The 404-nt window shown below is 59.7% G+C and carries 1 pseudogene; it reads right to left on the bottom strand.

Going from position 1 to position 404, the window contains the following annotated elements:
* Positions 1–404 (bottom strand): annotated as a pseudogene (locus Q0955_RS20840) (acetyl-coenzyme A synthetase); the annotation flags it as partial.

Raw genomic sequence — 404 nt, 5'->3', positions numbered from 1 at the left:
CGGCGCATGATTTTGCCGGAGCGGGTTTTGGGCAGGCCAGGCGCCCATTGGATCAAATCCGGGCTGGCAATGGGGCCGATCTCGGTGCGCACCCAGGTACGCAGCTCTTTCTTGAGCTCGTCAGACGGCTCCTGATCGTTCATCAGGGTGACGTAGCAGTAGATGCCTTGACCTTTGATGTCATGTGGATAGCCCACCACAGCAGCTTCGGCCACGGCAGCATGCGCCACCAGTGCGCTTTCGACTTCAGCGGTGCCCATGCGGTGACCGGACACGTTGATCACATCATCCACACGGCCGGTGATCCAGTAGTCGCCATCCGCATCGCGGCGGCAGCCGTCGCCAGCAAAGTAGTAGTTTTTGTAGTCGCTGAAGTAGGTCTTCTCAAAGCGCTCGTGATCGCC

Origin of the sequence: uncultured Shimia sp. (assembly GCF_947493595.1) — a bacterium.
Classification (GTDB): Bacteria; Pseudomonadota; Alphaproteobacteria; order Rhodobacterales; family Rhodobacteraceae; genus Shimia.
This window is presented reverse-complemented; position numbering and strand designations above follow the sequence as displayed.